The sequence below is a fragment of the Myxococcus sp. MH1 genome (assembly GCF_059738865.1).
Genome location: NZ_AP026947.1, coordinates 6,667,333 through 6,690,221 on the forward strand (window position 1 = coordinate 6,667,333; position 22,889 = coordinate 6,690,221).

Genomic DNA, 22,889 nt, shown 5'->3' on the forward strand with positions numbered 1-22,889 from the left:
GAGCAACGAACCCCACCGCGGGTGGCGACGAGCGCGCCACCCGCGGAAGGAAGCCCGGCTCACTCCATGGCGGAGACGACCTGCGCGTCACACGTGGTCGGGTTGATCCACGACTGCGCATTGTCCAGGTAGCAGAGGACGCCCTGCGTACCGTAGGCCGCCTGACCGATGGTGGCCGAACAGGTCGCGGTGCCGGCGTTGTACGTCACCGCCAGCTGCCAGAGGCACGTCTTCGCCGCGCCCGTCGGGTCCGCCGGATTGGTCGTGTAGTAGTACGTCTGCGTCACCGAGGTGGCCGGGGCAACCTCAATCTGGAAGACGCCGTTGACCGACGGCTTCGCGACGGGGCCGAGCGGGTTCGGAGGGGGAATGGGCAGGCGGACGCCGGAAAGCGTGCCACCGAAGCTGACATTGACGCCCGTCCAGTTGCCCACGGCGAAGGTCTGCAGAGGGTTCGCCAGGAGCGACGCGCCACCCTCGGCGTGACGCGCCTTCAGCTCGAAGGTCTCCGTCTTCACCGCGGTGACGTACTCACCCCGGAAGAACTCCAGCCCACCAAAGTCGAACTGCTCGGCGGCGGCGACGGACGGCGCGAGGGACAGCAGGGAGACGGCCAGGAAACGCTTCACGTTCCTCGTCATGGGTATTTCTCCTGTGTTGTCTGGTGTTGGCCTGAGCCGCAACCTTCCTAACATCGGGCTCCCTTTCATTGCAAATCACAACAAGGAAAACACGCATTTCCAGTTAAAATGGAGGATTTCAATCAGCACTTGTCTGCCATTGCCCGGACATGGAAGAACGCCACGGATGGGTCAGCGGCGCACCCAGGTGTCATTCGAGAACCGTGGATTCGTCCGCTCGCGGACACTCATCAAGTCAGACATCGAGAGCCGTGGAAAAATCCAGACGACTCCTCAAAGACACACACCCGAGCCTCCCAGTGGGGTTACGCGGAACCATGCTTCGAGCCTGTAACCCCACGTCGGATGCAGCGCCCTGGCGCGGCCCTCACCTGCTCCGGCCGCCACGTCCGCGAGCGCTTCGTGCTCGCCCCCGCTTCGAAGAGACCTGGAGGAGTGGAGCCCCGCGCGGCGGCTTCCGGACACAACGGCCGCGGGCACGCACGGAGGCGCGGAGCCCCCCATCCCGGAGCCTCGAGCGCAAGCCCGCCCGCCTCCAGGGCGATGAGGCAAGCACGGGAACCCGGCCGCCCGGCGAGCTGCACGCCGAAAAGAAAAAGGGCCGGCTGCTTTCGCAACCGGCCCTTCTCTACTCTCTAGCCGACACCCAGGCTTGAACTGGGGACCTACTGATTACGAATCAGTTGCTCTACCGCTGAGCTATGTCGGCGCAAGGCGGCGCGGGAAGTACCATGGCGTTCCGGGTAGGGCAAGCCGAAATGAAGGCCCTCCCGTTTTCAATCCGGCCCAGGTGCTTCGTTCCCCAACGAACAAACCCACCCCACCGTGACATCCATGACACGGTGCATCCGCCGTCGGTGACACAGCGCGTTGCCATAAGTCCCCGTCATCGCTCCGGTTTTTCGGGAGGAAGCGTGGCGCCACGGCGGTTGAACTCGGTTGGCGCATATGCACATAAGGGCGCCGCTATCCCCGCGTCCCCGGCCCGAGCGTGGCTGGGACCACAAGGAGCCGTTTTCGACATGGCCAGCGAAGAGAACTTCATGCGCGCTCCGGCGCCGACGCCGAAGCGCACCGTCTACACCGAGGCGATGGAGATCTTCCATCGGGCCGCCGACCTCATCAAGCTGGACAAGCGCGTCCGGCTGGAGCTCGAGGAGCCCGACTACGAGCACATCTTCTATGTGACGGCGAAGCTGAAGGATCGCCTCGTGCCGCTCATCCCGGAGCGCGCCAAGCAGTTCGCGGACCTGCCGGAGACGCAGGTGCGCAACAAGGAGGGCCTGGAGGCCCTGGCCAACGGCAGCATCATCCTCAACGGCCGCGCCCTCTTGGGCTCCGACGTGGCCATCCGCCAGGGCCACCTGCGCCTGCCGGACGGCAAGGTCTACCAGCTGGTCCCCGGCGAGTCCCAGCGCTTCAAGGCCTACCGCGTCCAGCACAACCAGGCCCGTGGTCCCTACAAGGGCGGCCTGCGCTACCACCGCGAGGTGTCCCTGGACCTCTTCAAGGCCCTGGCCGCGGAGATGACCTGGAAGACGGCCATCGCCGAGGTCCCCTTCGGCGGCGGCAAGGGCGGCATCCAGATCGACCCGCGCGAGTACGGCCGCGAGGAGCTGGAGGCGATCACCCTGCGCTTCATGTACCGGCTCAAGAGCCTCATCGGGCCGAACATCGACATCCCGGCCCCGGACGTGGGCACCAACCCGGAGATCATGGCGCTCCTGTACCGCCAGTTCTCCGACGGTGAGCGCGAGCGCCACAACCTGCGCGGCATCGTCACGGGCAAGGACGTGCGCATCGGCGGCTCCGAGGGCCGCGGCAAGGCCACCGGCCAGGGCGTCGCGTTCTGCATCGAGGACTACTACGCGGACCGCGGCGAGAGCGTGAAGGGCAAGACCTTCGTCATCCAGGGCTTCGGCAACGTGGGCAGCCACGCCGCCAACATCCTGGGCGGCATGGGCGCGCGCCTGCTGGCGGTCAACGACGCGGACGGCACCATCTACAACGGTGACGGCATCGACGTGCAGGCGCTCACCGCCTACGTGCAGGACCCCAAGAACCTCAAGCGCAGCGTGCTCGGCTTCCCGGGCGCCCAGCGCATCGAGAAGAAGGACCTGTGGGATGTCCAGGCGGACATCCTCGTCCCCGCCGCCCTGGGTGGAGAGATCACGGCGGACATCGCCGAGCGCCTCAAGGTCAAGCTCATCGCCGAGGGCGCCAACGGCCCCACCACCCCGGAGGCCGACCGCGTCCTGCAGAAGCGCGGCATCGAGCTCATCCCGGACATCATCGCCAACGCCGGCGGCGTGACGGTGAGCTACTACGAGTGGATCCAGAACAAGCGCATGGAGCGCTGGAGCGAGGCCGAGGTCGACCAGCGCCTGGAGCGCGCGATGAAGCGCAACTACCGCATCATCCGCGACATCTCCCGCAACCAGCCGCGCAAGACGGACATGCACGACAGCCGCCAGTACTGCGTCGGCGAGGCCGTGGACAGCCGCTGCGCCGCGATGATCCTCGCGCTAAAGCGCATCGAGGCCCACTACCTGCTCGAGGGCTTCTCGCAGTAGGCCCTTCCGCCTCCTGAAAGCACCAAGGGCACGGCTCTCCTCGTGAGGACCGTGCCCTTGTCATGTCGTGGCGCCCGCTGTGGCGGCCCCAGGCGGCCCCCTGTCCCGGGAGCGTCGTCGGGCCACCGGGCCGCTCAGCCAGGCGGCCACGAGCACTTCAGTGCATCACCCGCTCGCGGTCCACCAGGAGCAGCGGCGCGTCGTCGTGCGTCTCGTACGCCACGATTCGCAGCCCCACCCCGCGGCTGGAGCCCTCGCGCCCGTCCTTGCGGCCGAACGCCAGCGCCACCTGGTAGCGCACCTCGCACAGGCACGTCATCTCCGTGCCGTCCTCGCCCGCGAACGTCACCTTCAGCTTCTCCCCCAGCCCCACCGCGTCGCGGACCTCCACGAACATGCCTCGCGCGCTGATGTTGCGCCCCACCCCCCTCATCATCCCGTCCTGGGTGGTGAGGTAGACGGTGAAGACCTTGTCGAAGCGCAGGTGACTGCGGCGCTCTTGCGGACGCTCGAACACTGGGGGTGCCTCCCGGCAACAGGTGGTGACAGGCACACCCTACATGGTGGCTACATGTAGGCAACTTATCTACCTACATCTACTCCCACGCACCTGCGAGAAGGCTGCTCCCTGTTGCGCGGGACATGGCACCATCCGGATTCCCCCCGTACCCCGGAGCCCCTCGTCTTGAGCCGCTTTCTGGTCGCCGCCGTCGCCCTCCTCCTGCCCACCCTGGCCCTGGCCGACGTGGACCCGCGCTTCGCCAAGCTGCGCGACGAAGCCGAGCCGCTGGGAGGCCTGGGGGCCTTCCTCGAGAAGTACATCGGCGCGTGTGAAGGGGCGCTGGTGGACCCGAAGTGCAAGTCGGACGCGGAGGCCTTCCGCAAGAAGTACCAGGGCAAGCGGCTGTACATGATCATCGGCGAGGACGACGCGACCATGCTGTCGCCGGGGCCGTACAACCCGGGCGCCGGGGAGTACACCATCAACATCACCCCGTTCTTCCCGGGCGGCCGCTACGCGCTCACCCACGGGGCTCCGAAGAAGCAGGACGGCAACGGCAACCCGGTGCTGCCCTTCCTCACCGTCACGGGCACGCTGCCGGAGGGGTGGAACGGCTCGCTCTTCTCGCGCATGTTCTCCATGCGGCAGGTGCGCGCCCAGGTCGTCTTCACGCCGCAGGCCGTGTGGTCCCTGCCGAAGAAGGGCGGCGGGAAGAACCACGGCGTGACGGCCCGCATCGACGGGCTCATCCTCACCGAGGGCCGCACGGGCCACCCGCTGGGCCTGTGGCTCAACGGCAAGGACGCCAACGCCAGCCGCTAGGCGGACGTCCTCGGGGGCTCCCTCACCGGGCGATGGCCAGGTACTGCTGGGAGTCCCCGCGCTTGACGCGCAGGAGGATGCTGGCCCCGGAGCTCCCCTTGGAGAGGGCCGCGCGCACCCCGGCCGCGTCCTTCACCCGCTTGCGGTTGACCTCCGTCACCACGTCGCCCATGCGCAGCCCCGCCGCCTCCGCGGGGCTTCGGGGCGACACCGCGGACACCAGCGCCCCGTCCCAGGCCACCTGGTTGAGCGGCGCGGCCACCTCGGGCGTCAAATCCCGCAGCGTCAGCCCCAGGTCCTCGTCGCTCGTCACCCGCTGGACCAGCCCCTCGGCGGCCTCCTGCGCGGGGCGCTCCACCAGCCGCACCGCCACCTCCTGCGTCGTCCCCTGGCGCAGCAGCGTCAGCTTCGCCTCCGTCCCGGGCGCCAGCAGCGCCACCTTCCGGAGCAGCTGCAGGTAGGAGCCGATGGTGCGCCCGTTCACCGCCACCAGCCGGTCCCCGGAGCGGATGCCGGCCGCGGCCGCGGGGCTGCCCTGGTAGACGTCCTTCACCAGCGGGGCCCGGCGCTCGGCGCTCTCCCGGTCGTCGTTGACGATGACGCCCAGCCAGCCGCGCGTCAGCTTCCCGTTCTCCCGCAGGTTCGGCAGCAGGTCCTTCACCAGGTTGATGGGCACCGCGAAGCCGATGCCCTGCCCCTGGCTGATGATGGCCGTGTTCACCCCCACCACCTCGCCCTTCATGTTGAAGAGCGGCCCGCCGGAGTTGCCCGGGTTGATGAGCGCGTCGGTCTGGATGAAGTCGTCGAACTGGCCCACGCCCAGCACGCGCTCCTTGGCCGAAATCATCCCGTGCGACACCGAGTGGTCCAGGCCGAAGGGGTTGCCGATGGCCACCACCCAGTCCCCCACCTCCAGCCGGTCCGAGTCCCCCAGGTAGAGCGCGGGCAGGTCCCCCATCTCCGAGCCGCTGAGCCTCAGCAGCGCCACGTCCGTGGACGCGTCGCGGCCCACCACCTCGGCGGAGAACTCGCGGCCGTCCGACAGGCGCACGGCGATCTTGCTCGCCCCCGACACCACGTGGCTGTTGGTGACGACCAGCCCGTCGGGCGTCAGCACGAAGCCCGAGCCCGTCGAGCGCTTCATCCCGGCAAGGCCACTGTCCCGGGGGCTCACCGTGGTGATGTTGACGACGCCCGCCTCCACCGCGCGGATCAACGGCGCCAGCGACGTGGGCGGCACGAAGGCGGGCAGGCCCGTCTCCCCGGCGGGGCGCTCGCGCCACAGGCCCAGCGCGCCGCCGGGGCGGGCCTCACCCGAGCCCTGGTACGAGAACCAGGCGGCATGCTCTCGCATGCGCGCCTGCAGCCAGGGCCCCACCGGCCCCTCCTCGGCGGACGCCGTCAGGGGGAGCACGGCCACGGACAACAGGACGAAGAGCAGTCGGGAAGCCACGAGGTGGAAGCTTATACGGCGGCGCATGACGAGCGACGGGAACAACCCACCCCGCCGCCGTCTTCCTCGTTTTCCGGTGGGGACGTCCTCAGGCCTGGGCGGGCGCCACGTACTTGGCCACCTTCACCCGGGCCGGGCGGATGACGCGCTCCTTGAGCCGGTAGCCCGCGCGAATCTCCGCCACCACCTTCTGGTCCTCGTCGGGCGAGGTGGTGATCTCCATGTCCGTGGCCTCGGCCACGTTGGGGTCGAACGGCTGCCCCGTCACGCTGATGCGCTCGATGCCCATGCCCTGGGCCTTGCTCAAGAGCGAGTCGCGGATCATCCGCACGCCCTGCGCCAGGGGCGAGTTGTCCTGGCCGCTCATGGAGAGCGCCCGGTCCAGCTCGTCGATGGCCTCCAGGAGCGCCACGGCCACGTTGCCGCGCTCCACGTCCATCATCCGCTCGCGCTCGCGGGTGAGCCGCTGCTTGAACTCCTCGCGGTCCTTGTTCACTGCCTGGTAGGCGCGCGCCAGCTCGTCCACCCGGCGCCGGGAGGACTCCAGGTCGGCGCGCAGCCGCTCCTTCTCCGCGTCGGCCGCCTCGGAGACCACGTCATCGGCGGGCGTGCTGGCCTCGGCCTCGCCCGCCGCACCGGCCTCCGGGCCCGGCGGACCTCCGCCGTTGGCGGACTGGGCGTGCTGGGATTCCTGGGAGGGGTCGGAGTGCGAAGGACCGGACATGTCGAACCTGAAGTCGAGGTGGAAGAGCGCGCTTCACGCGCGGGTAGGCGTCAACAGGCGCAACCTAACCGCGCGCGAGTGCGTGTCAACGAGCGGAGCTAGTGCTCCTGGGCGGCGGGGGACTCGGCCATGAACCCATGGTCGACCTGTCCCGTCACCTCGTCGATGATCTCCACCTGGGCGGCCCGCAGCGAGTAGTAGAGGAGCCAGCGCTCCGCCGCCGTCAACGTCCCCGCCGGCAGCGCCTCCTCTATCTCCTGAACCGTGAGCCGCCCCTCCTTGAGCCCCTTCGCGAAGAGGGCCTTCCGGGCCATGTAGCTCTTGCCGATCCTGTTCTCCACGGCGACGCCTCCTTTAGGTCTCAAGATAATTTCGCCCCCCGGACACCGCAGGAATGCGCGGTGGCGGGGGGCGTGGGCCAGGCCGGAGAGCAGGCGCCCGGACGTCGGCTACGAGTCCAGGGGCTTGTCGGCGTGCTGCGTCGGCGGAGGCGGCTCCTCGTTGCTGCCCACCGGGTGGGCGGAGATGACCTGGCGGGCCTCGGGGTGCAACAGCCCCCGCTGCGCCAGCACCTTGGGGCCGAGGATTGTCACCATCGTGTCCTCCTCCACCACCTCCACCGCCAGCAACCGGGCCGCCAGCGCCTGCACCTTGTCCCGGTGCTTGCTGAGCACCTCCCGGGCCCGGTCCAGCGCCTCGCTGACGAGCTTGCGCACCTCCTCGTCGATCATCCGCGCCGTCTGCTCCGAGTACGTCCGCGACTCGGGCAGGCCCGCGGAGCGCAGGAAGTTGGGGCCGTGGTCCGCGCTGAGCGCGACGGGCCCCAGCGTGCTCATGCCGTAGTCGCGCACCATCATCTTCGCGACCTCGGTGGCCTGCCGGATGTCGTTGGACGCGCCGGTGGACACCTCGCCGATGAAGATCTCCTCCGCGGCGCGGCCGCCCATCATCCCCGCCATCTTGTCGCGCAGCTCGTCCAGCGACATGAGGTAGCGGTCCTCCAGGGGCAGCGACATGGTGTAGCCCAGCGCCGCGAGCCCGCGCGGGATGATGGAGACCTTCGTCACCCGCTCGGCGTGCGGCAGCATCCACCCCACCACCGCGTGTCCCGCCTCGTGGTGCGCGACGATCTCCTTCTCGCGCTCGTTCATCCGGCGGTTCTTCTTCTCCAGGCCCGCGACGACGCGCTCGATGGCCTCCTCGAAGTCCGCCCGCATCACCGCGTCGCGGTTGCGACGGGCCGCCAGCAGCGCCGCCTCGTTCACCACGTTGGCCAGGTCCGCGCCCGCGAAGCCCGGCGTGCGAGAGGCGATGGTCTTCAGGTCCACGTCCGGGCCCAGCTTCACGCCGCGGGCGTGGATCTCCAGCACCCGCTCGCGCCCGCGCTTGTCCGGACGGTCGACCAGCACCTGCCGGTCGAAGCGGCCCGGCCGCATCAGCGCGCTGTCCAGGATCTCCGGACGGTTGGTCGCCGCCAGGATGATGAGGCCCGCGCGGCTGTCGAAGCCGTCCATCTCCGCGAGCAGCTGGTTGAGCGTCTGCTCGCGCTCGTCATGGCCGCCGGCCACGCCCGAGTTGCGGCTCTTGCCGATGGCGTCCAGTTCGTCGATGAAGATGATGCAGGGCGCCTTGGCCGTGGCCTGGGCGAACAGGTCGCGCACGCGGGCCGCGCCCACGCCGACGAACATCTCCACGAACTCCGAGCCGGACAGGCTGAAGAACGGCACGCCCGCCTCGCCCGCCACCGCGCGCGCCAGCAGCGTCTTGCCCGTGCCCGGCGGGCCCACCAGCAGCACCCCCTTGGGGATGCGGCCGCCCAGGCGGCGGAACTTCTCCGGCGTCTTGAGGAACTCGACGATTTCGCGCAGCTCGTCCACCGCCTCGTCCACGCCCGCCACGTCCTTGAAGCCCACGCCGGTGTCGGCCTCCGCCTGCACCTTGGCGCGCGTCTTCCCGAAGCTCATGACGCTCTGCGGACCCTGGCCGATGCCGCCGGCCACCCGGCGCATCATGAAGCTCCAGAAGAGGAAGAACAGCCCCAGCGGCAACAGCCAGATCCACAGGGCCTCGCCCAACCCGGACTGCGGCACCGCCTCGAACTGGACGCCCTTCTGCTCGAGCAGCGGCACCAGCGACTCGTCCCCCTGGACGCGGTAGGCCATCCACGGCAACGCGCTGGGCTCGCCTCGCAGCGGACGCTCCCCCTGCGCCGGCGGAGGCGGCTGGGCGGTGTCCTTGAGGAAGCCCTTCACCCACTCGTTGGAGATCTGGACCCGGCTGAAGTTGCCGGACTCCACCGCGTCCCGGAACTGGCTGTAGCTCACCCGGCGGACGCCCGCGTCCTGGAACACGTTCCGGAAGAGAAGGAAGCCCAGGACGAGCAGCAGGATGTAGCCCAGCGGTGAGCCGAACTTGAACCCCTTGCCCGGCGTCCCTGGCTTGTCGGACTTCTTTCCCCGCGGGCCCACACCCGGCGGGAGCTCCTGTGGCTTCATCGTCGGCACGCTCGCCCTCCCCCTCCCCGCTCATTCGGGCCCCGTGCCCGGATGGCGTCACACTCAGCCGGGCAAAGATGTTCACCGGCGCCAGAGCGTCAACCCGCTGGACGGTTTCCCTGCACCCCGGACGCACCCGAGTCGCGAGATCAGCGACACCCGACGCGCCACAACGGTTGACCGGTGAACTCCGTCCCCAGCAGATACCCCTCGCCATCCGACAGGTACGACACCGCCTCGGCCTGGGCCTGGGGTCCGCCCGGCACCTCGACGAGCGAGCCCTTCAAGAGCGACTCGAAATCCTCCGCCCCCGGCTGGCGCAGCTCCCACACGCGCGAGTAGGTGCGAATCAGCATCCGCTGTCCGGAGGCCTGCAGCGACGCGCCCGTCGTCGCGCGGTCCACGCCCCCGGGCGCCTCCAGCGCTCCCAGCTTCGTCGCCTGGATGGCGGCGCCGGGCTTCAGGCCGTCCAGCGCGAAGACCTCCCCCAGCGAGCGCCGCGTCTTGGTGAGGACCATGAGCCGCCCCGAGCGCGCGTCCGCCACCAGCGCCTCCACGTCATGGGCGCCGTCCGGATAGGTGAAGGCCAGCACCTCCACGGCCACCGTCGCGTCGCCGAGCGCGTCCGGCTCCGGCAGCCGGTACAGGCGCACCTGGTCGCGAATCTCGAAGTTGTCGCCCGTGTCCGCCAGGAAGACACACGTGCGCGTCTCCCCGGGTGAGCACGGCCCCACAGCCACGTCCTCCAGATCCCGGGGCTGGGCGCCGGTGAGCTTCAGCCGGGCCCGCACGCGGCCGGTCTCGTCGATGGCGAACAGCTCGAAGTCGTTGCCGGAGTCGTTGTGGGCCCAGAAGACGCCGGGGAAGCGGCGGCTGGCGGCCAGGCCGGACAGCTCCGGCAGCTCGGAGGGCACCTCACCGCTGCGCAGCGGCACGCCGTACCAGGTGCACCCGGGCAGGCCCGTCGCCGGGGGCTGGGCGCCGGCGTCCTCGACGCCCGAGTCGGGCGGCAGGGGCTTGGGGCTGGAGCAACCGGCGAGCCCCATCCCCACGAGGAGGGCCCAGGTCCAGCGGGGCCACACGTCAGGAGTCCAGGTCCAACAGCTTCGCCAGCGTCTTGGCGTCCGCGTCGGGGAAGCGGTACTGCGACATCTCCTCCAGCGTCACCCAGCGGTGGTCATGCACGCGCAGGTGGCGGATGTGGTGCTCGGCCTCGGCCAGACGGCAGCGGAACACCCGGAAGTCGATGTCGTAGGTGGGATACTCGTGGCGGGTGTGCATGGCCTGGTCGAGCACCTCCACTGCCACTCCCATCTCCTCGTGGATCTCCCGGATGAGCGCCTCGGGGTCGCTCTCCCCCTCTTCCACCCGTCCGCCGGGGAACTCCCACAGCAGGGGGAGCGACGCGGTGGGGGGGCGCTGGGTGATGAGGTAGCGTCCCTGCTCGTTCTCGAGCATCGCACCGACGACGCGGACGTGGCGACGGGCCATTCGCTTCTCCTGACTCCTGGGCAGGCCAACGAGGGAGGGGCGGCCTAACACAGCCCTCGCCCGGCGCCAATGCCACAGCCCCCATTCAGGCAGCCTAGGCACGCCCCAGGCAGGCGCCCAGCCCTCCTCCAGGGTGGCACTCCACCCTGCGCCGGGCACCCCGCCGGCCGAGGCCTCCCCGGCTCCGACTCCAGCCCCACGTCAGTGTTGGAGGCCGGGCGTCGGCGACAAAGCATGTGGTGAATTGGATGACGAGCGGGCCGGATGGCGTCATGCTCGCATCCATGAAGACGAGTCGCGCGGAAAGGGCCGAGGTGCTCGGGGCGGCACTGAAGGCCGCCCGCCAGGCAAAGGGGTTCGGCATGGAGGAAGTCGCCGAGCGCCTGGAGATGCCCGTGGAGGTTCTTTCCCGAGTGGAACGCGGGGTGATGGTGCCCACCATCTCCACCCTGGTACGGCTGTGCATCATCCTCCGGTTGGATCCGGACAATCTGCCGGAGGAGCTGCCGGAGATGAGTGACTGAGGATGCGTCCGGAAGCGCGCCGGGACGAGGGCTGATGGCCCCGACCGGCGCCTGACGGATGGACGGGGGCGTATCGGGGGAGGTCTTCCGTCCATGCCACCGAGAGGCGATGCTTCGACGGGCCCGCTCGCACGTCGGACTCTCTCTCCCCCCTCGCCGCCGCCATCGATGCGCTGTCCCGCCTGTCATCGCCGTGTGGTGGAGCACTGTCCCCTCCACCCCTCGGCCGAGCTCCCGCCGAGAGTCCCCGCGGCCCCCCTTCCGGACGTCCCGGGGTACCAGCGGGGCGTCTCCGTGGGACGAGGCGGCTTCGGGCGTGTGCTCGCCGCGCGGCGGGAGTCCGACGGCCGGCCCGTGGCCCTCAAGGTGCTGGAGCCGCTCGCCGCGGAACGATTGGCGCGGGAGCTGGAGGCACTGCGACGCATCGGCCCGCCCGTGACGCCGGAGCTGCTGGGCGAGGTCCGCACGCTGACGGGTGAGCCCGTGGTGGTGATGGAGTTGATCGCCGGGCAGACGCTCGCGCAGCGGTTGGCGGAGCTGCCCCGGTCGGGCGCGATGCCGTGGGAGGAGGCGAGGCCGGTGATGCTCGCCCTGGCGCGCGCGCTGGCGCGGGTGCACGCCGCGGCAGTGGTGCACCGCGACCTCAAGCCGGAGAACATCATGCTCTCCGGAGAGCGGCTGGTCCTGGTGGACTTCGGGCTGGCGCGCCTGGGCGCGGAGCGGGACGCGGCGCCCGCGCCGACGGTGACAAGGACCGGGCAGCGCCTGGGCACGCCCGAGTACATGGCGCCCGAGCAGTGCCTCGATGCGCGAGCCATTGATGCGCGCGCGGACCTCTACGGGTTGGGCGTCGTCTTCTTCGAGCTGCTGTGTGGGCGTCCGCCGTTCGTGGGAGACACCGCGTCGGTGCTCCAGGCGCATGTCGCCCGGAGGCCACCGGTGCTCTCGAAGCTGGCGCCGTGGGCGGTGCCGCTCGAGTTGGATGCCCTGGTGTCCCGCTTGCTAGCGAAGGCCCCGGAGGAGCGCGGGCCCGGCGCGGCGGGCGTGGCGGATGCGCTCGAAGCCGTGCCGCGGAAGGGGACCTCTGGGAGGCCACGGGGCAGCGCGACGCAGGGAGCGGGCGTGGCGGATGCGCTCGATGCCGAGACCGGGGCGAGGACCTCCGCACCGCCGCAACTCAGCTCGACGCAAAGGGCGAACGTGGCGGATGCGCTCGATGCCGAGACCGGGGCGAGGACCACCGCACCGCCGCAACTCAGCCCGACGCAAAGGGCGAACGTGGCGGATGCGCTCGATGCCGAGACCGGGGCGAGGACCTCCGCACCGCCGCAACCCAGCCCGACGCAAAGGGTGGTCGTGGCGGATGCGCTCGATGCCGAGACCGGGGCGAGGACCTCCGCACCGCCGCAACCCAGCCCGACGCAAGGGGTGGTCGTGGCGGATGCGCTCGATGCCGAGACCGGGGCGAGGACCTCCGCACCGCCGCAACTCAGCTCGACGCAAGGGGCGGTCGTGGCGGATGCGCTCGAAACGGAGACCATTTCGAGGGCCTCAACCCCGCCACTGCTCAGCGCGACGCAAGACGCGGACGGGGTCCTGATGGGGACCTCCGCGCCAGTGCTGGAGTCGCCTGAACCGCGCACGGTCGCCATGACGGGTGAGAGCCCTCCGGGCCTTTCGGAGACCTCCGCACAACGAGCCAGGGACGTCGCCCTGCTGGGCGTCAAGACGCCGCTCGATGTCCCCACGCTGCGGGGACTCCTCACCAGCACCGGCGCGGAGCTGGCGCGCATGGAGCCGGGGCTCGCCATCTTCGCGTTTCCCCATGCGCCCCAGGTCGAGTCGGGGCTGCGCGCCGCGCTCAAGGCCGCGGAAGCCCTGACGAGCCAGCTCCCTCCCGGCTCGATGCGCGTCGTGCACCAGGCACGGCTCCGCGTGCGCGAGCGAGGTGGCCGATGGGTTCTCGGTGGCGTCGCGCTCGAACAGGTGGGCAGGTGGTGGCCCGAGCCCGCGACCCCATCCGACACACTCCTGCTGACTGCCGAAGCGCGTGAAGGACTCGGCGCGCTCGACCCTGTCAGCACACCCACGCCATCGGACCTCGCCCCCCTCCCCATCGCCACCGTGCAGGGCCGCGACGCGGAGCTGGACTGGCTGCGCGCGGGCATCACGAAGGTGCGCGAGCAGCGCTCGCCCATGCTGCTGACCCTGCTGGGCGACGAAGGGCTCGGCAAGACGCGGCTGTTGACCGAGCTCCACGGTGAGCTGCTGACAGCAGGCGCTCTGTCCACCCTGCTGGTGGGAGCGCAGCGGGACGAAGGCAGCGCCACCGAGAGTGGCTTGGGCCACCTCATCGCCACCCTCCTCGGCCTGCCGCCAACCACCTCTTCTGACGAAGGGGTGCGCAGGCTCATCGAGAGCACGAACACGACGCTGGACCTGGCGACCGCGCATCCCGCGGCGCGCAGACAGCACCTCGCACGAGCGCTCGCGTCGCACCTGCGCCGCCGTGCCGAGGAGCGCCCCCTGGTGCTGCTCGTGGACGATGCGGAGACGCTGGACCCCACCGCGCTCGACGCGCTGGAGCTGGCCACGCTCTCCGGCCTCACCTCGCCGCTTTGCATCGTCCTCACTGGACGCCCTCGACTGCTGGAGCTGCGCCCATACCTCGGGGAGCGCGCGGCGGACAGCGCCCGGCGCACGCTCGCGCCCCTCGATGACGAAGCCGCGAGCCATGTGCTGCGGCAGCTCCTGAGTCCCGTGGATGTCCCCGCGGAGAGCATGCTCCGTGAGCTGGTGGAGCGCTGTGGCGGTTCGCCGCTGCGCCTGGTGGAGACGGTCCGCGCGCTGAGGGCCGCCGGCGCCATCCGGACTCGCGCCGGAGGAGGAGGCTATCTCGCGGCGGAGGCCCTGGATGCGCTGGCCGTGGAGAGCCCGGACGAGCGCGTGGCGGAGCGAGGCCTCTTCGCCCTGCCCTCCGGGCTGCGCGCGCTGCTCCAGGTGGCGGCCGTGCTCGGCGAAGACGTGCGCTGGGAGGAGCTGTCCGCCACGCTCACCCGGCTCGACGGGAGCGAAGCGCTGGACCTCTCCCTGGACCCGGGCGTCGGACTGGAGCGACTGGCGCGGCTCGGGATGCTCGAGCCCCGAGGCCCCCGCCGCTGGCGCTTCGAGCACACCCTGTTGCGCGAGGCCTTCGCCGCGAGGCTGCCTGGAGCGCTCCGTCGCCGCATCTGCTCCGCCGCCCTGGAGTCCCTGCCCGACGCCCCCTTGCCCCGGCGCGCCCGATGGGCCGAGGGCGCGGGCGAGACAATCCTGGCGCTCGAGCTCCACCACGCCCTGGCGGAGTCGAGCCGCCGTGGACACCGGTTGCTCGAGGCCGAGCGCCACTTCTCCGCCGCGTTGGAGTGCGCGCCTCGCGAGCATGACGTGCGTCGACTGGAGCTGCTGTCGGGCCGGGGCCGCGTCCGCTACCGGCTCCAGCGCATCGACGACGCCCTCGAGGACCTGCGTGAGGCGCGGCGAATCGCCGTCTCGCGAGGCGCCGTGCTGCGCGAAGCGGACCTGCTCCTGGAGGAAGCCACCGCGCTCGACTGGCGGGACGACACGGACGAGTCCACCGCCCTGCAGGAACAGGCGCTCCAACTGCTCGGAGAACCCGTCCCCTCCGAGCTGGCCGCGCGCCACGCCTTGGCCAAGGCGCGCGCCTTCGTGCGTCGGGAGGACATCACGGGGGCCATCGCGCCCCTCGAAGAAGCCGTGACGCTGGCACGCGCGACGGGCGACGAGGAGACGGAGGCCATCGCCCTGGCCATGCTCGGCGCGATGCTGGGCTGGACGGGGCAGCTCGACGACGCCGAGCGCCGCTTCGCCGAGGCCATCGCACTGTGCGAGTCCACCGGAGACACGCTGCACCTGGGGGTCGCGCTCAACAACCGCCTGGTGCTCCACGTCCAGCGTCGCGACGTGGCGGGGGCGCGCACGGACCTGGAACGCGCGGTGAGCCTGGGACGCGAGCTCGGCAACGTGCAGATAGAGCGCACCTCGGCGTTCAACCTCGCCGTGCTCCTGGGCTACCAGGGCCTCGCGGAAGAAGCCCTGCCGCTGGCCAGACGCGCGGGAGTGCTCAGCCAGCGCTGCTTCCCCCACTCCATGGCGCAGGACGCGTTGCTCGTGGCCCGCCTGTGCTGCGAGTTGGGCGACCTGTCCGAGGCCACGAAGCAGCTCGCGTGGCTCGATGAACAGGCCTCACGCGTGCGCCTCACCTCGGCGGACCAGCTCATGGGCGAGGTGGTGCGCCGCGTGGTCGCCGAGTCCTCGGCCTCGGTGCCCTACTCCCGCGAGCATTGGGAGGCCCAGGTGGAGGCCTCGCGAACACGGATGCCGCCCGATGAACGGATGGAGGTCCTCGTCTGGGCGGCGCGAGCGGCCCGTGCGGCGGGCGACGACGAAGCGCTGAGTGCCCGGGTGGCCGAGGTCGAGCAGACCGCGCATGAGGCTCCACTCTGGACCTCGCGTGTGCGACGGCTCGAGTCGGCCGTGAAGGGCCAGTGGCCGGATGGCGCTCCCGCGAGCACGCGTGCCAAAACAGGTCCATAGGCACCCGATGGGACGTCCTGGAAGGACGCGAGCGCAGCGGATGGAGGGCCGGAATGAGTGAGTGGGACAAGCGCGAGGGCAACGCCCAGGTCGCCCTGTACGGCGACGAGCTGGAGCCCGGAGCCCTCGTCGGCGCGTGGATGGTGGAGCGGCGGGTCCACTCCGGCATCACCGCGTCGCTCTATCGCGCCATCCACCTGGACACCCGGACGCCCGCCGCCGTGAAGGTCGTGCGGGCCCACCTCAACCACGTCAGCGAGGTCCTCCTGCGCTTCAGGCAGGAGGCGGACACCCTCCTGGCGCTCGACCATCGCCACATCGTCCGCGTGCTGGAGTACGGGGAGCTGCGAGACGGAAGGCCCTGGCTCGCCATGGAGTGGCTGGAGGGAGAGAGCCTGGACCGGTGGCTCTCCCAGCAAGGCCCCTTCTCGCTCGCCGAGGCCCACACGGTGATGGAGGAGCTGGGGAGCGCGCTCGCGGCGGCACACGGGCAGGGAATCCTGCACCGCGACCTGAAGGCCCAGAACGTGATGTTCCTGCCGCGCCCCGAGGGCTTCACGGTGAAGCTGGTGGACTTCGGCATCGCCAAGGTGGCGCCCCTGTCCGGAGGCACGGCGCTGACCACCGCGGGCGCGGTGCTCGGAACTCCGGTGGCGATGGCGCCGGAGCAGATCCTCGGCCACCCCGTGGACGCGCGCACGGACCTGTACGCGCTGGGCGTGCTGCTCTACCAGTTGCTCGTGGGACGCCCCCCGTTCGACGGCGAGAGCGCGGTGGAGGTCGAGGAGCAACACCTGCACGCGCCTCCGCCCCGCTTGAGCGAACACGTCCGGGTGCCCGCGGCGTTGGAGGCGGTGGTCTCACGCTGTCTGGCCAAGAGGCCCGAGGAGCGTTGGCCGGACGTGACGAGCTTCCTCGCGGCGCTGCGCGCGGCGCTCATCGCATCCTCCGACTCCAACACCTGGGCCTCGGCGCTGTACCTGGACCTGCGCTTCGCGACCTCGGACGTGGACCCGACGGACGAAGCGCTCGACGCGAGGGACGCCGCGCTCGACGCGGGCCGTGAGCTGCTGGAGTCCGAGGGGTGGACCCTGGCGCTGGAGGGAGGCAATGCCCTGCTCGCGTGGCGCGCGCTGTCCGACGAGGCGCCGGCGCGGGCGCTGGAGCAACGGGGTTGTCGGCAGCTCGCCGAGCGGCTCCTCGCGCGTGTCCTGGAGCTCGCGGGGACGGAGCTCGAGACGCGCGTCTATCTGCACGCCGAGCCCGGAGCGCTCTCGATGGATGCGCGAGGCGCGCGGCAGCTCGCGGGGAGTCCCCTGGCCCGGCTCGAGGGTTGGACCACGGGTGGCGTGCCCGGCCAGGTGACCGAGCACGCGGCGCGCTAGCTACGTCCGCAGTCCGCGCTTGCGCAGCAGCCGGTAGAGGTACACGCGGTCCATCTCCGCCGCGGTGGCGGCCTGGGACACCTTGCCGTGGTGAAGCTGCATCAGCGCGTCCAGGTACTCGCGCTCGAAGATCTCGAGCGCCCTGCGACGTGCATCCGCGTAGGGCTGCTTCGGGTCCACCAGGCTCCCCATGACACCCTGGGCGCCCACGGTCTCGGTCTCGGGTGGCAGCGCGTCCTGGAACACGAGGCAGCGCTCCAGGTGGTTGCGCAGCTCGCGTACGTTGCCGGGCCACGCGGCGTGCTGGAGCTGGTTGATGAACTCGGGCGTGTTGAGCGCGGAGACCTGCTCGGGCGCGGCGCCGAAGCCCGCGAGGATGCGCTCGGCGATGGCGGGGATGTCCTCGGGGCGCTCGCGCAGCGAGGGGATGAGGATGCGCACCACCGCGAGGCGGAAGAAGAGGTCCGGCCGGAAGCGGCTCGCGTTCACCTCCGCGCGCAGGTCCCGGTGGGTCGCCGCGATGACCCGCACGTTGACGGGCTGATACGTGTTCGCGCCCAACCGGCGAATCTCGCGCTGCTCCAGCACGCGCAGGAGCTTGGGTTGCAGCTCCGCGGGCAGCTCGCCCACCTCGTCGAGGAAGATGGTGCCGCCGTCGGCCTCCTCGAAGGCGCCGATGCGCCGCTGGAGCGCGCCGGTGAAGGAGCCCTTCTCGTGCCCGAACAGCTCGCTCTCCAGCAGGTTGCCGGGGATGGCGCCGCAGTCGACCGTGAGGAAGGGACCGGCGGCACGCGAGCCCGCGCGGTGGATGGCCAGCGCGGCGCGGCTCTTGCCGGTGCCCGTCTCTCCCTCCAGGAGCACGGTGGCATCACTGGCCGCGGCGCGCTCCATGAGCGCGAAGCTGGCGCGCGCGACGACGGAGGTGCCCACCAGCTCGCCGAAGGCGGTGCGCTCGGAGATCAGCAGCCGGTTGCTCTCCGCGCTGAAGTCGAAGCGAAGGCTGACGCGGCCCAGGCGCAGCACGCTGCCTCCGCGCAGGTAGGCCTCGCGCACGTGGACGCCGTCGAGCACCGTCCCGTTCAGGCTGTCGAGGTCCCGCACCCGGGCGCCATCGCGCTCGATGCGCACCTCGCAGTGGAAGCGCGAGACGGTGGGCTCGTCGATGACGAAGTCGTTGAGCCCGTGCGAGCCGATGGAGAAGGTGTCCGCGTTGGAGTCCTTGTAGACGCCGGGCTGGGGGCCTTCCAGGAGCGTGACCCGGAAGCGGCGGACCGCGCCCGTGAAGCCGGGGCGTCCGGTACCCGTGGGTCGGGTCTGCTGGGCGTCCTCGCCCTTGGAGGGTAAGCGGTCTGCCCCGGGGGGACGCTCGGAGGTACTCATGAGCATCCCACGCTAGCACGGTAGACTGGGGGCCATGGCCTCCCTCCATTTCCTCGGCGCCGCCGGAACCGTGACGGGTTCCAAGTTCCTCCTCGAGCATGACGGGCAGCAGGTGCTCGTGGACTGTGGGCTCTTCCAGGGACAGAAGGAGCTGCGACAGCGCAACTGGCAACCGCTCCCGCTCCCCGCGCGTGAGCTGGACGCCATCGTGCTCACGCACGCGCATATCGACCACACGGGTGGGCTGCCGCGCGTGATTCGCGAGGGCTATGACGGCCCCATCTACGCCACGCCCGGCACCCGGGATTTGACGGCCCTGCTGCTGCCGGACTCGGCGTACCTCCACGAGGAGGAGGCGCGCTACGCGAACAAGGAGGGCTACTCCAAGCACCACCCCGCCCTGCCCCTCTACACGGTCCCGGACGCCGAGCGCGCGGTGAGGATGATCGAGACCTTCGGCTACGAGCGGCCGAAGGAGATCCTCCCGGGCATCACCCTGACCTTCTATCGGGCGGGACACATCCTCGGCTCGGCTGTCTGTGTCTTCGACTTGAAGAGCACGCGCCAGCGCGTGGTCTTCAGTGGGGATCTGGGTCGCTATCAGGCGCCCATCTTGAGGGATCCGCAGAGCGTGGACTCGGCGACGACGCTGGTGGTCGAGAGCACGTATGGGGACCGGCAACACCGCGAGCAGAAGCCGATGGAGGCGCTGCGAGACGCGGTGAAGGGCGCGTTCGACCGTGGGGGCGTGGTGGTGATTCCCGCGTTCGCGGTGGGGCGCACGCAGGAGCTGCTCTTCCACCTGCGCAACCTGGAGGAGGCGAAGCAGATCCCCGTGGTGGATGTGTTCGTGGACTCGCCGATGGCCTGTGACGCGACGCCCGTGTACCTGGCGCACCCCGAGGAGCACGACCTGGTGATGAAGTCGCTGGTGGAGCGTGGGGCGTCACCGTTGGCGACACAGAAGACGCGGTTCGTCACGTCGGCGCAGGAGAGCAAGCGGCTGAACCTGCACGAGGGGCCGGCCATCATCATCTCCGCGTCCGGCATGGCGACGGGAGGCCGCGTGCTGCACCACCTGAAGCACCGCTTGCCGGACCCGCGCAACACGGTGTTGTTCGTGGGCTACCAGTCCGTGGGCTCGCGTGGGCGCAAGCTGCTGGATGGGGAGAAGGAGTGCCGCATCCACGGGCAGGTGGTGCCGGTGGGCGCGGAGATCCGGACGGTGAGCGGGTTCTCCGCGCACGCGGACTGGACGGAGACGATGCGCTGGATGGAGGGGTTCGACTCGCCGCCGCGCCAGACGCTGCTGGTGCACGGCGAGCCGGACGCGCTGGAGGCCCTCCGGCGGCGGGTGCAGTCGAAGGGCTGGAAGGCGTATGTGCCGGGCTACCTGGAGAAGGTGGAGCTGGAGCTGGCGGTCTGACGCTCAAGGCCGCGGCGTGCGGGTCCCCGAGTGGAAGGAGCACCGAACGACGAAGTCCGGTGCGTTCGGGGACTCGGGGGAGACGTGTTCGAGGAACGCGGTCCGCTCGTCTCCGGTCCAGAGGTTCACGAAGTCGCCCATCCACCACTGGGAGAGGGAGCGCGCGGCGCGGGCCACGGAGTCCCGGGACACGGTGGTGAGGGAGCGCTGGGCGTCCATCAGGTCACGCACCAGTCGGGCTGGGAGCATCCAGCACTCGGCGCGAGGGATGGGCGGGACGAGGAAGAGGCAGTAGGCCGAGTCGGTGCGTGACAGCAGGCCATCGACCATTTCACGGCCGAGCCGGAAGTGGGGCAGCCACTGGCCTTCTCCACGCTGCTCCAGCTTCACGACCTGGACGAGCACCGCGCGCTCCGTGTCCACGAAGCCGTCGACCTCGGCGTTCATCATGAACGCCACCTCGGTGCCCGAGGTGCGTGAGTCCGGGACCCGGTCCGACGAGCCTCGTCTGCCTCGGCCGCGCCGCGAGCGCGCAGAGGGGTCTTCGTCGGGGAGACGTGCTTCGGAAGCGGAGGTCTCCGTGGGCGCGACCAGCGGAGGCAGCGGCTCCGCCTGGGCCGTTTCGGCGGCGGCCGAGGGCTCAGCTGCAGAGGCGTCGACCTGTGAGCCGCCGTCAACCACGCCATCAGCGGCCGGCGTGGCGATGACCATGGAGGAGGCGCTCTCGACGACGGCCTCCACCTCCCGCGGGCCCCGTGCATCGGCGGCAGGCACAGACTCCCCGACGGCCAGTCCGACAGAAGGCCCCTCGTTCACCTCCGCGAGCGACGTTTCGTCGGAAGCCTCGACCCGCGACAGCGCCTCCGCCTCCAACAGGCGCGAGACCTCGTCCTCCATCGACAGCGATTCGTCCCCACTCCGCGCGCTCTCATCCTCGGCCATCACGGACTCGACCACGGGAGCCCAGGAGGTCGACATGTCCAACACGCCCACCGGCCCCACCTCGGTGGCCACGGGCGCGGCTGGCGCCCTCCCCCGTCCTCGCCTCGAGGGCTTCGGCGCCTCGACCACCCGCTCCGCGACACGTCGCACCGTCAGCTCGAAATCGAGCGGCGGCGGCTGGCCCTGGGCCAGCAACGAGAACAGGTCCGCCTTCACGCGGCCCAGCTCGCCACTCAGCGCCTCGAGCAGCGAGTCCACCAGCTCCACCGTGTCCTCACGGAACCGCTCCGGATAGCGCGCCGAGAAGTCCGCTTCCACGCGAGACACCGCGCCGAACAGCAGCTCCTCCAGGTCACGGTCCCTGAGCCACGTCCGGCCACTCAGCGGCACCGCACGCGTCACGTGCAGATGCCTCAACGCATCCGTGAGCGACGCCGGAGCCACCGCGCCCGTGGGCGGCGGAGCCTTCGCGCCATCCTTCGCCGTGGCCCCCTGGAACCAGCGCTGCAACGTCCGGACGCGCAGCCGAACCCGGGACGACGGATGGGCCTTGAGCCGCCGGACCTGTCGCCGGTCCGTCTCCGTCCGCGCCAGCGACAGCACCACGAGCTCCGCCTCGGACGACGCCGCGTCCGGCGCACACCACAGGAAGAACTCGATGGCCGCCTTCCGAGGCATGGGCTTGCGAGCAATCCGTTCCGCCACCTCGTCCCGCCACGCCGCCAGCTCGTCCAACCCGGGCCGAGTCTCCGACCCCAGCTTGGGCCACAAGTCCGCGCACTCCTCTGCCAGCCAGCACAGGTGCGCGAAGCCCGTCGCCATCGGCTCCAGCTTCGCCCGCATCCGCTTGCGCCGCTCGAACGCGTCCGACAAGCCCTTGCGCACCGACGCGCGGAACAGCCGCTCCTCGAGCCACACCTGCGTCAGCACCAGCCCCGGCTCACCCTTGCGCAGGTTCGCCTGACAGTGGTCCAGCACGAAGCGCACCGGTCCCAGGTCCGTCAGCGTGTCGAAGTCACTGCCCACCAACGCGCCCAACGCCCCGCGCAGCCCATCCACCGGCGGCGCATCGAAGCGCCCCAGCAGCTCGCACAGGTTCTCCACCACCGCGGGCGCCCCACCCACCTCCAACGTGCGCGCCAGCAACACCCCCGCGCGGGCACACCACTCCGGCTCCTTGCGCCCGTTCGGGTAGCACGCCAGGAACCCGCGCATCGCCCCGCGTCCATCCGGAGACGTCGCAAGCGCGAACAGCCGCTCGGCCAGCACCTCCGAGGCCTCCTGCCACGGAATCCGTGAGGCCCGCGTTCGGATGTAGTCCGCCAGCTTGTCGCGCCCTGCCTCCGCCGTCGCCGGCAGCAGCATGCGCAGCTGCTCCAGCATCCCGATGGCCTTGTTCCCCGAAGCCATCACCCGCTTGAGGTCCACCTCCACCGAGTCGAGGAAGCGAAGTGCATGCCCGTCATACGTACACGGCACGTTCCCCACCAGCGACAGCAGCGAGTCCGGGTGACGCTTCAGGTACCGCGTGAGCACCGTCGACAGCGCGGCCTCGCTCTCACGAAGCACCCGCGCCGCGACCTCCGGCTCACCCGTGCCCCGCAGGATCTCCAGCATCGCGCCCTGCCGCGACAACAACCGCTCCAGCAAGCCCGCCGGCGGCGCCGCATAGGGCCACAGAAGCTCACTGCACGAGCCCACCAGGAACAACAGCTCGCCGAGCCCGCGCTCTCCCCGGGCCAGCCGCTCCCAGGCGGCGAGCTGCGCCAGCGTCCGCTCCTCCAGCGACGCCCCGCGCACCCAATCGGCGAAGGACGTGCTCCAGCGCGCGGACGCCTCCACCGCCTCCGTGGCGGGAGTGCTCGCGACTTCCTCGTAGAGCGGCCGGAGCGACTCCGGCCACGCGGCTTCACCGGGCGGGTGCATGCGCGCTCA

At 70.7% G+C, this 22,889-nt stretch carries 16 protein-coding genes and 1 tRNA gene; 6 read left to right on the forward strand and 11 right to left on the reverse strand.

Going from position 1 to position 22,889, the window contains the following annotated elements:
• Positions 1–59: 59 nt before the first annotated feature.
• Both AC6JA9_RS25875 and AC6JA9_RS25880 read right to left on the reverse strand, forming a co-directional pair.
• A complete protein-coding gene (locus AC6JA9_RS25875) occupies positions 60–641 on the reverse strand; it encodes a hypothetical protein (RefSeq protein ID WP_267700544.1) in 582 nt (193 codons plus the stop codon).
• 637 nt (positions 642–1,278) lie between these two features.
• Positions 1,279–1,350, reverse strand: a tRNA-Thr gene (locus AC6JA9_RS25880).
• Positions 1,351–1,663: 313 nt separating this feature from the next.
• Here AC6JA9_RS25880 and AC6JA9_RS25885 point away from each other — a divergent pair.
• Entirely contained in the window at positions 1,664–3,214 is a 1,551-nt protein-coding gene (locus AC6JA9_RS25885; RefSeq protein WP_223747550.1) for a Glu/Leu/Phe/Val family dehydrogenase, read from the forward strand.
• A 157-nt stretch (positions 3,215–3,371) separates the two neighbouring features.
• Here AC6JA9_RS25885 and AC6JA9_RS25890 read toward each other — a convergent pair whose 3' ends face one another.
• Positions 3,372–3,731: a PilZ domain-containing protein gene (locus tag AC6JA9_RS25890; RefSeq protein ID WP_046714499.1), complete on the reverse strand. Its 360-nt coding sequence runs from the start codon at positions 3,729–3,731 to the stop codon at positions 3,372–3,374.
• Positions 3,732–3,899: 168 nt separating this feature from the next.
• On the opposite strand from AC6JA9_RS25890, the gene AC6JA9_RS25895 reads away from it, so the two are divergent.
• Positions 3,900–4,538 carry a DUF6066 family protein gene (locus AC6JA9_RS25895; protein WP_267700543.1) on the forward strand — a complete coding sequence of 213 codons (639 nt, stop codon included), beginning with the start codon at positions 3,900–3,902 and terminating at the stop codon, positions 4,536–4,538.
• 22 nt (positions 4,539–4,560) lie between these two features.
• Here AC6JA9_RS25895 and AC6JA9_RS25900 read toward each other — a convergent pair whose 3' ends face one another.
• The 6 genes from AC6JA9_RS25900 to AC6JA9_RS25925 all read right to left on the reverse strand — a co-directional run bounded on the left by AC6JA9_RS25900 (position 4,561) and on the right by AC6JA9_RS25925 (position 10,701).
• Positions 4,561–6,018, reverse strand: coding sequence for a trypsin-like peptidase domain-containing protein (locus AC6JA9_RS25900; RefSeq protein WP_497957994.1), 1,458 nt, complete (start codon positions 6,016–6,018; stop codon positions 4,561–4,563).
• Between the two features lie 61 nt (positions 6,019–6,079).
• Positions 6,080–6,715: a nucleotide exchange factor GrpE gene (locus AC6JA9_RS25905; protein ID WP_497957995.1), complete on the reverse strand. Its 636-nt coding sequence runs from the start codon at positions 6,713–6,715 to the stop codon at positions 6,080–6,082.
• A 98-nt stretch (positions 6,716–6,813) separates the two neighbouring features.
• The gene (locus AC6JA9_RS25910) at positions 6,814–7,056 is read right to left on the reverse strand and encodes an RNA polymerase sigma factor region1.1 domain-containing protein (RefSeq protein WP_046714502.1); all 243 of its coding nucleotides are present in this window, start codon (positions 7,054–7,056) and stop codon (positions 6,814–6,816) included.
• A gap of 108 nt (positions 7,057–7,164) precedes the next feature.
• Positions 7,165–9,210 carry an ATP-dependent zinc metalloprotease FtsH gene (ftsH, locus tag AC6JA9_RS25915; RefSeq protein WP_223785584.1) on the reverse strand — a complete coding sequence of 682 codons (2,046 nt, stop codon included), beginning with the start codon at positions 9,208–9,210 and terminating at the stop codon, positions 7,165–7,167.
• A gap of 149 nt (positions 9,211–9,359) precedes the next feature.
• A complete protein-coding gene (locus AC6JA9_RS25920) occupies positions 9,360–10,256 on the reverse strand; it encodes a hypothetical protein (protein WP_473569148.1) in 897 nt (298 codons plus the stop codon).
• 37 nt (positions 10,257–10,293) lie between these two features.
• The gene (locus AC6JA9_RS25925; RefSeq protein WP_141328948.1) at positions 10,294–10,701 is read right to left on the reverse strand and encodes a (deoxy)nucleoside triphosphate pyrophosphohydrolase; all 408 of its coding nucleotides are present in this window, start codon (positions 10,699–10,701) and stop codon (positions 10,294–10,296) included.
• Positions 10,702–10,973: 272 nt separating this feature from the next.
• On the opposite strand from AC6JA9_RS25925, the gene AC6JA9_RS25930 reads away from it, so the two are divergent.
• The 3 genes from AC6JA9_RS25930 to AC6JA9_RS25940 all read left to right on the forward strand — a co-directional run bounded on the left by AC6JA9_RS25930 (position 10,974) and on the right by AC6JA9_RS25940 (position 17,206).
• Complete coding sequence (locus AC6JA9_RS25930) at positions 10,974–11,225, forward strand: helix-turn-helix domain-containing protein (protein ID WP_223747546.1); 252 nt, start codon at positions 10,974–10,976, stop codon at positions 11,223–11,225.
• Positions 11,226–11,393: 168 nt separating this feature from the next.
• Complete coding sequence (locus tag AC6JA9_RS25935) at positions 11,394–15,821, forward strand: serine/threonine-protein kinase (RefSeq protein WP_497957996.1); 4,428 nt, start codon at positions 11,394–11,396, stop codon at positions 15,819–15,821.
• Positions 15,822–15,874: 53 nt separating this feature from the next.
• Positions 15,875–17,206, forward strand: a complete 1,332-nt coding sequence (locus AC6JA9_RS25940) for a serine/threonine-protein kinase (protein ID WP_497957997.1) — start codon at positions 15,875–15,877, stop codon at positions 17,204–17,206.
• Here the strand turns inward: AC6JA9_RS25940 and AC6JA9_RS25945 are convergent, their stop codons facing one another.
• On the reverse strand, positions 17,207–18,586 hold the full coding sequence (locus AC6JA9_RS25945) for a sigma 54-interacting transcriptional regulator (RefSeq protein WP_497957998.1): 1,380 nt from the start codon (positions 18,584–18,586) through the stop codon (positions 17,207–17,209).
• A gap of 34 nt (positions 18,587–18,620) precedes the next feature.
• Here AC6JA9_RS25945 and AC6JA9_RS25950 point away from each other — a divergent pair, with 34 nt between their 5' ends.
• Positions 18,621–20,012 (forward strand): MBL fold metallo-hydrolase RNA specificity domain-containing protein, encoded by a 1,392-nt coding sequence (locus AC6JA9_RS25950; protein WP_223747542.1) that lies wholly within the window; start codon positions 18,621–18,623, stop codon positions 20,010–20,012.
• Positions 20,013–20,015: 3 nt separating this feature from the next.
• On the opposite strand, the gene AC6JA9_RS25955 is transcribed toward AC6JA9_RS25950, so the two are convergent.
• Entirely contained in the window at positions 20,016–22,880 is a 2,865-nt protein-coding gene (locus AC6JA9_RS25955; RefSeq protein ID WP_497957999.1) for a hypothetical protein, read from the reverse strand.
• Between the last annotated feature and the right edge of the window lie 9 nt (positions 22,881–22,889).

Bases quoted from the DNA above. Each gene is read 5' to 3' on its own strand.
- AC6JA9_RS25900 (WP_497957994.1), bottom strand. From the start codon at position 6,018: ATGCGCCGCCGTATAAGCTTCCACCTCGTGGCTTCCCGACTGCTCTTC.
- ftsH (WP_223785584.1), bottom strand. From the start codon at position 9,210: ATGAAGCCACAGGAGCTCCCGCCGGGTGTGGGCCCGCGGGGAAAGAAG.
- AC6JA9_RS25930 (WP_223747546.1), top strand. From the start codon at position 10,974: ATGCTCGCATCCATGAAGACGAGTCGCGCGGAAAGGGCCGAGGTGCTC.
- AC6JA9_RS25925 (WP_141328948.1), bottom strand. From the start codon at position 10,701: ATGGCCCGTCGCCACGTCCGCGTCGTCGGTGCGATGCTCGAGAACGAG.
- AC6JA9_RS25875 (WP_267700544.1), bottom strand. From the start codon at position 641: ATGACGAGGAACGTGAAGCGTTTCCTGGCCGTCTCCCTGCTGTCCCTC.
- AC6JA9_RS25920 (WP_473569148.1), bottom strand. From the start codon at position 10,256: ATGGGGCTCGCCGGTTGCTCCAGCCCCAAGCCCCTGCCGCCCGACTCG.
- AC6JA9_RS25940 (WP_497957997.1), top strand. From the start codon at position 15,875: ATGAGTGAGTGGGACAAGCGCGAGGGCAACGCCCAGGTCGCCCTGTAC.
- AC6JA9_RS25885 (WP_223747550.1), top strand. From the start codon at position 1,664: ATGGCCAGCGAAGAGAACTTCATGCGCGCTCCGGCGCCGACGCCGAAG.
- AC6JA9_RS25955 (WP_497957999.1), bottom strand. From the start codon at position 22,880: ATGCACCCGCCCGGTGAAGCCGCGTGGCCGGAGTCGCTCCGGCCGCTC.
- AC6JA9_RS25945 (WP_497957998.1), bottom strand. From the start codon at position 18,586: ATGAGTACCTCCGAGCGTCCCCCCGGGGCAGACCGCTTACCCTCCAAG.
- AC6JA9_RS25950 (WP_223747542.1), top strand. From the start codon at position 18,621: ATGGCCTCCCTCCATTTCCTCGGCGCCGCCGGAACCGTGACGGGTTCC.
- AC6JA9_RS25905 (WP_497957995.1), bottom strand. From the start codon at position 6,715: ATGTCCGGTCCTTCGCACTCCGACCCCTCCCAGGAATCCCAGCACGCC.
- AC6JA9_RS25935 (WP_497957996.1), top strand. From the start codon at position 11,394: ATGCGCTGTCCCGCCTGTCATCGCCGTGTGGTGGAGCACTGTCCCCTC.